The sequence below is a fragment of the Marinimicrobium sp. UBA4509 genome, assembly GCF_002388575.1.
Taxonomy (GTDB): Bacteria; Pseudomonadota; Gammaproteobacteria; order Pseudomonadales; family Cellvibrionaceae; genus Marinimicrobium; species Marinimicrobium koreense.
The window spans coordinates 16,924-24,101 of the sequence record NZ_DGMV01000080.1; the positions used below are offsets into that span (position 1 = coordinate 16,924).

A 7,178-nucleotide genomic window follows, 5' to 3' on the forward strand; every position below is an offset into this window, starting at 1 on the left:
CTGGATGGCCACATTGTCCTGTCCCGCCGCCTGGCGGAGGAGGGCGTCTATCCGGCCATTGATGTGGAGGCCTCCATCAGCCGGGCAATGCCCAATATCGTTGCTGAGCCCCACCTGAAGTCCATGCAACGCTTCAAACAGTTGTTGTCCCGCTATCAACAGAACCGGGACCTGATCAACATCGGCGCCTATACCCCCGGGGCGGACCCCGAAACCGATGCGGCCATTGAACGTTTCCCCCACCTGCGGGCATTTATCCAGCAGGGCTTGGGGCAGGCGGTGCAGCTTGATGAAAGCATCAATCACCTGCAGCGCACCCTGCAGCCGTCGGGCCAAGCGGGTGCGGCCCAGGGGCGCGGCTAGCCCGGCAATGGGCCCGCCGGTCCTGGCCCGCGCCGTGGCGCGCTCGCAGCGCAGCACAGCGGCCGGGGACAGCGCTAAATCATGGTGGAGCAGCGCTCGGAACGACTCAAGGTGGTTTTGATGGTGGCGGAGCGTGAAGAACAGGCCGCCGCCGCCCGGCTCGGGGAAGCCCGGCAGCAACTGGAGCAGGAGGAGGGGCAACTGGCCCAGCTGCAGGATTATCGGGCCCAGTATCTGGCGGATTATCGCGAGCAGCGCCGGGGCGTCGATGCCCAGTCGCTGATGAGCTACAGTGGTTTTTTGCAGCGCCTGGGCGAGGCGCTGGGTGGGCAGGAGCAGAAATTGGCCCAGGTGCGTCAGTACCTGGAGCAGTGCCGACAGCGGTGGCAGGAGAAATACCACCGCCGCCGCTCGCTGGAAGATATGATTGCGCGCATGCGCAGCGAGGAAAATGCCGTCCTTGAGCAGCGCCAGCAGCGCGAGCTGGACGATCTTGCGGCCCAGCGTATGGGCCGGACGGGTCCCGGCCGAAAACGCTGACGGGGCAGGGGAATTACGCTATGCTTAGGGTCGCTCTGTGCCGGAATGCTTTTGCTCGAAGGCTTGGCCTGAACAATAACGTGTCAGAAAGGATGTGAAACAGTTATGGCGATAACCTCCACCCTGTCATCCGACGGAACCCTGCTCACCATCTACATCCAGGGGCGGTTCGATTTCAGCTCGCACCAGGATTTCCGGGGCTCCTACGAGCGCCTGGATAAGGCGCCGGAGCGCTATCGGGTGGACCTTCAGGAAACAACCTACCTGGACAGCTCCGCCCTGGGCATGTTGCTGCTGCTACGGGATCACGCCGGGGGCGATCGGGCGAGCATCGAAATCCGCAACTGCAGCCCGGATGTCAGGAAGATTCTGACCATATCCAACTTCGAACAGCTATTCGATATCCAGTAATCGGGTACCCAAGGGGCCGATCCCTGATGTTCTGATCGGCTTCGGCCGGGCGGCCACCGGCCGCCCCGGGCGCGAATGGAGACGCTGCGCATGACCGACGACAGTCCGCTGACCATCCTGATTGCTGACGACTCCGACACGGATCGCCAGATTCTGCAGGCCATTGTCGCCCGCGACGGCCATCGGGTGATCAGTGCCCGGGACGGGCGGGAAGCGGTAGCGGAGTTCGAGCGCGAGCGACCGGACCTGGTCCTGCTCGATGCCCTGATGCCCAACCTGGACGGTTTTGGCGCCGCGCGGCGGATCAAGGCCCTCGCGGGTGAGGCCCTGGTACCGATCATTTTCCTGACCTCTCTGACCGATACCGAATCCCTGGTTCAGTGCCTGGATGCCGGGGGTGACGATTTTCTGTCCAAGCCCTACAACCGGGTCATAATCCAGGCCAAAATTCGCGCGTTCAATCGCATGCGAGCCATGCACACCACCATCCTCGATCAGCGCGATCAGATCAGCCGTCACAACCAGCACCTGCTGCAGGAGCAGACGGTCGCCAAACAGGTGTTTGACAACATTGCCCACAGTGGCTGTCTGGACTCCAACAATGTCCGCTACTACCTGTCCTCACTGGCGGTGTTCAACGGCGACATTCTGGTCGCCGGTATGCGTCCGGGGGGCAGCATGATGGTACTGCTGGGTGATTTTACCGGCCATGGCCTGCCGGCGGCGGTGGGCGCCATTCCGCTCGCCTCCACTTTTTACGGGATGGTGTCCAAAGGGTTCGCCATGAGCGATATCCTGCGGGAAATCAACCACAAGCTGAAAACCATTCTGCCGGTCGGCATTTTCTGTTGCGCCACCATGGCGGACATCAATTTTCGACGCCAGCGTATACGGGTCTGGAGTGGTGGCCTGCCTCCTGGCTATATTCTCCGCCAGGGCAATGAACCGCCGCAGCCGATTACCTCGACCCACTTACCCTTGGGCGTGTTGGGAAACAGCGCCTTCAAGGATGACATGGAAACCTACGAGTTGGCCTGGGGGGATCGTCTCTATCTCTGGTCCGATGGCATCCATGAGGCTCGCAGCCCCGAGGGCGAAATGTTTGGTGAGGAGCGACTCAAGGCGGTGTTTGCGGAACACCGGGGCGCCGACGCCAGAAACGATGACGCCCTGTTTGATGACATCCTGGCCAGGGTCCAGCAGTTTGTCGGCCAAGGGGAGCGTGACGATGACCTGTCGCTGGTGGAAATCCGGATGGACCGGCCGGAAAAAGTCAATGCGGTGGCCGCCGAAGCGGAGCGGCGCAACCGCTCCACCCTGTCCGAATGGACTATGAATTTTGATATCCTGCCGGCCAGTTTCCGCCAGTTTGATCCCATGCCCCTGTTGCTGAATATTCTGGTGGAGGTGCCCGGTCTGCGTCAGCACAGCGGCACCCTGTACACCATTCTGTCCGAACTGTATTCCAACGCCCTTGAGCATGGCATTCTGGGGCTGGACTCCGGGCTGAAGGGAACGCCGGAGGGGTTCGCCCACTATTATGAAATCCGCCAGCAGCGCCTCGACGACGTCAGCGAGGGGTTGATTCGCATCCATCTCCACCACAGCACCACCGAAGAGGGCGGGGTGTTACGCATAGCGGTAGAGGACAGTGGTCCCGGATTTGATGGTCGGGATGAGGCAAGCGTGGCCACGCCGGGAGAGGCCCTGGGGTACGCCGGTCGAGGGCTCGCTCTGGTTGAAAAACTGTGCGATGCTGTCCAGTATCCCAGTGAAGGTAACCGGGTAGAAGCGGTATTTTCATGGAGTTCCGATGACTGATACGAGCGGACAAGTGGCCAATAAAGTGACCAACCAGAGGCGCGCCCCATGAGTTCGGAAACCCATCTCAATCGAGAAGTTTTGACGACGCTGCAGGAGGTGATGGACGATCAGTTCCCGGTGTTGATCAATACTTTTCTGACCGACTCGGAAGAGCGTATTCGCCAGCTTCAGCGAGCCCTGGCTGCGCAGGATAGCGACACCGTCTGGCGTCAGGCGCACAGCTTCAAAGGCAGCTGCAATAACCTGGGCGCTGAGCGGTTGGCGGATCTATGCCAGGAGATGGAATCGCGTGGGCGCGCCAGTGACATCGATGGGCTCGAACAACAGCTGGTATCCGTGCAGGAAGAATTCGCCAAACTCAAAGTCACCTTGAACAGTTTCGCCGGCTGAACGCGGCTGGCACTAACCTTGCATTTTCCCTCCCAGAAACGGGCGTTTGCCCCAGTTTAACCGGTTAGCGGCAAACCTTTGCCGCTAACCTTGCCGGAGTGGTGTCGATGCCAGGTCAATCGCAAATCAGCAATCTGTTGTCTTTCAATTCAGAACCATCGTCGCTCCAGCGCCGTTCGGCGCCGGAGGGCGATGGATTTCGGCAGGTTTTTGACGGCACGACGGACCGTGCTCGCACCGGCTCGGGGTCCTCGCGGGAGGAGACCGCCCCAAGCCGCCGAACTGAGCCCCGCGAAGCGGCGCAGCGGGAACCCGCCAATGCTCAGAGAGGGCCAGAAGACCGTGACGTCCGGAGCGATGGGCCAACCACTTCCCGGCGCCCCGAGGCAAACGACGCTCCGCAAAAGGGCGCCTCCCAAGAGCCGACCGCATCGGCCGATGATGCCAGGGCGGCCGGCGGCACTGATGTGAGCACCACCCTGACGAAAGACGACAAAGCGCTGTTGGCCAATCTGAGCAAAGAGGATTGGGCGGCGCTCTCCGAGGATGTGACCGCCATACTGGAGCAACTCAAGGTCCAGTTGGATGAAGGCAGCCTGTCACCGGAACTGGAAAAGGCGCTGCGCCAATTGCTGTCGGACCTGAAAGACGGCGCGCCCCTGGATCAAGTGGCCGAGAGCCTGGAAGCCATTCCCATGACGGCGTTGCCCGAGCTGATGACCCGGTTTCCGGATGCCAACCACCTCCGCGATGCCATTGGGCGCAATGGCGCCGCTTATCTGTCGCAACTGAGTGCGCTGGCCACCCAACGACAGGGGGCCACCCCCGATACTGGATTGCTGCCCGGGTTGGTTGCGACGGCCTCCGCGGACAAGGGGGGTGAAGGGCTTGAGTTGAAGGGGCTGCTGGAGTTGAGTGTCGCGGCAGGCAAGAACGGTAAAGAGGCCTTTGCCCAGACCCTGCAGGCGATTGCCGATATCTCGACACAATCGAGTTCCAAGGCCAGCACGTCGTTTGATGGGACCCAGTCCCCGGCCAATGCGCTGGCGCAACTGGATGGGGCCAACCGCGGCCAGGCGCTCTCTCCGACCGAGCGGGGATTTACCGTGCAGACCGATGTGCGGGTCCCGGTGGGGCAGGGTCAGTGGGGGCAGGCGGTGGGCCAAAAAGTGCTGTGGATGGCCGCTCAGAAGCTTTCCACGGCGGAGTTGCGTCTGGATCCACCGGACCTGGGACCCATGCAGGTTCGAGTCAGCGCCAACCAGGATCAAATCAGTGTCACCTTCACCAGCCCACAGGTCGCGGTCAGGGAAGCACTGGACCAGAACGCCAACCGTCTGCGGGAAATGTTCGCGGAGCAGGGGTTGGATCTGGTGGATGTGAATGTCTCGGATCAGTCAGGCCAGGAGCAGGCGGGTGAGGAGAGCGATGGCCGGACGGCGGGTCGAGGCCTGGGTTCCGATGCCGATGATCCAGAGGGTGAAATGATCGAGCAGCGTATCAGTGATCGACTGGTGGACCACTACGCTTGAGTTGAACACCTCTAACCTTGAGCTGAAACGTGCCGGACGCACGGCGCTTCGCCCCGAAGCGCCGTGCTCATTTCCCCCCTAACCTTCACCCAACCTTCGTTGTTTCTTGCCCGGACGCCTTCCCTGTGCCAAAGTATCCGCGCAAGCCCCGTGCCTGACTTGGCACGGGGCTTGCTCTATCCCCTTCAAGCACTGTGAATGACGGAATTTTGGCATGGCCGAAGAAGATGAGCGCGAGCTGACCGAAGAAGAACAGGCGGAAGTCGACCGCAAGACCCAACGTAAGCAGAAAATCAAACTGGCTGTACTGGCGCTGTTGCTGGTGGTTTTGTCGGTAGGGGTAACCCTTGGACTGTTGCACTTCCTGGCTCCGGATGAGCCGGCGCCCGAGGGTGAAACCGCTGAAGCCGAACCGGTGGAACCCCTGGAGCCCGCGCGCCAGCAGGCTATCTACTTTCCACTGAAGGAAAAGTTTGTCATCAACTACAATGTGCGTGGCCGGCAGCGCTTTCTTCAGACCGAAGTCAATCTGATGCTGCGCGACAATGAGGTGGTCAAAGTACTGGAGCAACATCTGCCCCGGGTTCGCAATGATCTGATCATGCTGTTCAGCGGCCAGGAGTTTGAAGACCTGCAGACACCGGAAGGTCGGGAGTTGCTGCGTCAGGACGCGCTGCGTCGGGTTCAGGCCATTCTCGAGCAGGAGATGGGGCAGCCCGGTGTCGAACAGGTTCTGTTTACCAGCTTTGTGATGCAGTAAAAACCATAAGGTAGCCGCTCGTGCAAGACTTACTTTCACAAGACGAAATTGATGCGCTGCTTCACGGGGTCGATGAAGGCGATATCGATACCGATGACGATCTGGAGATGGACCCGGTCAAAGCCTACGACTTGACCACCCAGGACCGCATCGTCCGCGGGCGCATGCCCACGCTGGAAATGATCAATGAGCGCTTCGCCCGCTACACCCGCATCAGCATGTTCAATTTGCTGCGGCGCACGGCGGATGTATCCGTCGGCGGCATCCAGATCCAGAAGTTTGGCGAATATGTGCACACCCTCTATGTGCCGACCAGTCTGAATATGGTGAAGTTCCGCCCGCTGCGCGGCAATGCCCTGATCATTCTGGATGCGCGCCTGGTATTCAAGCTGGTGGACAACTTTTTCGGCGGCGATGGCCGGCACGCCAAAATTGAGGGCCGGGAATTTACTCCGACCGAGCTGCGTGTGGTGCAGATGGTGCTCGATCAGGTGTTCATCGATCTCGGCGAGGCCTGGAAAGCGGTCATGCCCATTACCTTTGAATACATGAACTCAGAGGTCAACCCGTCCCTGGCCAATATTGTCAGCCCGAGCGAAGTGGTGGTGGTCAGCACCTTCCACGTCGAGCTCGATGGCGGCGGTGGCGATCTGCATATCACGGTCCCGTACTCCATGATCGAACCGATCCGGGAGGTGCTGGATTCCGGTCTGCAGAGTGACAGCGACGAAAAAGATGAACGCTGGGTCAAAGCGCTGCGCGAGGATGTCCTCGCCGCTCAGGTCGATCTTGAGTGCGATATTGTTCAGCGCGAAATTACCCTGCGGGACATCATCAACCTGAAGGCGGGTGATGTGATTCCGGTGGAGTTTCCGGAATACCATGTCGTCACCGCCAACGGTGTGCCCATGTTCCGCACCCGATTGGGACAGATTCGCGGCAATCTGGCTTTGAAAATTCACGGTTTAATTGATCACAGTTCAGCCTATAACATTACGGCAAACGAAGGGGGCTCCAGTGGCAAACGAAAATGATACCCACGACGACGATAAAGATCAGGATGCCATGGCGGCCGAGTGGGAAGCGGCCATGATGGAGCAGGGTGATGAGGGCGACGATGACACTGCCGATGCAGGTTCGGACAGCGCCGGGCAGGAACAGGACTTTGGTCGCGACGTCGACCGCGTTGCCCTGGATGAGCTGACCGAAGACGAGCAGCCCAACACCAACCCGGATCTGGATGTGATTCTGGACATCCCGGTGTCCATTTCCATGGAAGTGGGGCGCACCTCCATCACCATTCGCAACCTGCTGCAACTCAACCAGGGCTCGGTGATTGAACTGGACCGGCTGGCGGG

8 protein-coding genes and 1 pseudogene are annotated in these 7,178 nt (G+C 60.3%); all 9 read left to right on the plus strand.

What is annotated here, in order from left to right; all coding sequences use genetic code 11:
- A pseudogene (fliI, locus tag B3520_RS14870) lies at positions 1-363 on the plus strand (flagellum-specific ATP synthase FliI); the annotation flags it as partial.
- An 81-nt stretch (positions 364-444) separates the two neighbouring features.
- Complete coding sequence (gene fliJ, locus B3520_RS14875) at positions 445-903, plus strand: flagellar export protein FliJ (protein ID WP_286805518.1); 459 nt, start codon at positions 445-447, stop codon at positions 901-903.
- A 105-nt stretch (positions 904-1,008) separates the two neighbouring features.
- A complete protein-coding gene (locus tag B3520_RS14880; RefSeq protein WP_024459970.1) occupies positions 1,009-1,314 on the plus strand; it encodes an STAS domain-containing protein in 306 nt (101 codons plus the stop codon).
- Between the two features lie 90 nt (positions 1,315-1,404).
- Positions 1,405-3,135 (plus strand): ATP-binding SpoIIE family protein phosphatase, encoded by a 1,731-nt coding sequence (locus B3520_RS14885; protein ID WP_123637214.1) that lies wholly within the window; start codon positions 1,405-1,407, stop codon positions 3,133-3,135.
- Between the two features lie 48 nt (positions 3,136-3,183).
- Positions 3,184-3,528, plus strand: a complete 345-nt coding sequence (locus B3520_RS14890) for an Hpt domain-containing protein (protein WP_024459972.1) — start codon at positions 3,184-3,186, stop codon at positions 3,526-3,528.
- Positions 3,529-3,995: 467 nt separating this feature from the next.
- Positions 3,996-5,060, plus strand: coding sequence for a flagellar hook-length control protein FliK (locus tag B3520_RS14895; RefSeq protein ID WP_286805522.1), 1,065 nt, complete (start codon positions 3,996-3,998; stop codon positions 5,058-5,060).
- Between the two features lie 214 nt (positions 5,061-5,274).
- The gene (locus B3520_RS14900) at positions 5,275-5,820 is read left to right on the plus strand and encodes a flagellar basal body-associated FliL family protein (protein WP_286805524.1); all 546 of its coding nucleotides are present in this window, start codon (positions 5,275-5,277) and stop codon (positions 5,818-5,820) included.
- A 20-nt stretch (positions 5,821-5,840) separates the two neighbouring features.
- The gene (gene fliM, locus B3520_RS14905) at positions 5,841-6,854 is read left to right on the plus strand and encodes a flagellar motor switch protein FliM (protein WP_286805526.1); all 1,014 of its coding nucleotides are present in this window, start codon (positions 5,841-5,843) and stop codon (positions 6,852-6,854) included.
- On the plus strand, positions 6,838-7,178 hold a 341-nt coding region (locus tag B3520_RS14910), incomplete at its 3' end, for a FliM/FliN family flagellar motor switch protein (protein WP_414673889.1). The genes fliM and B3520_RS14910, both read left to right, overlap by 17 nt.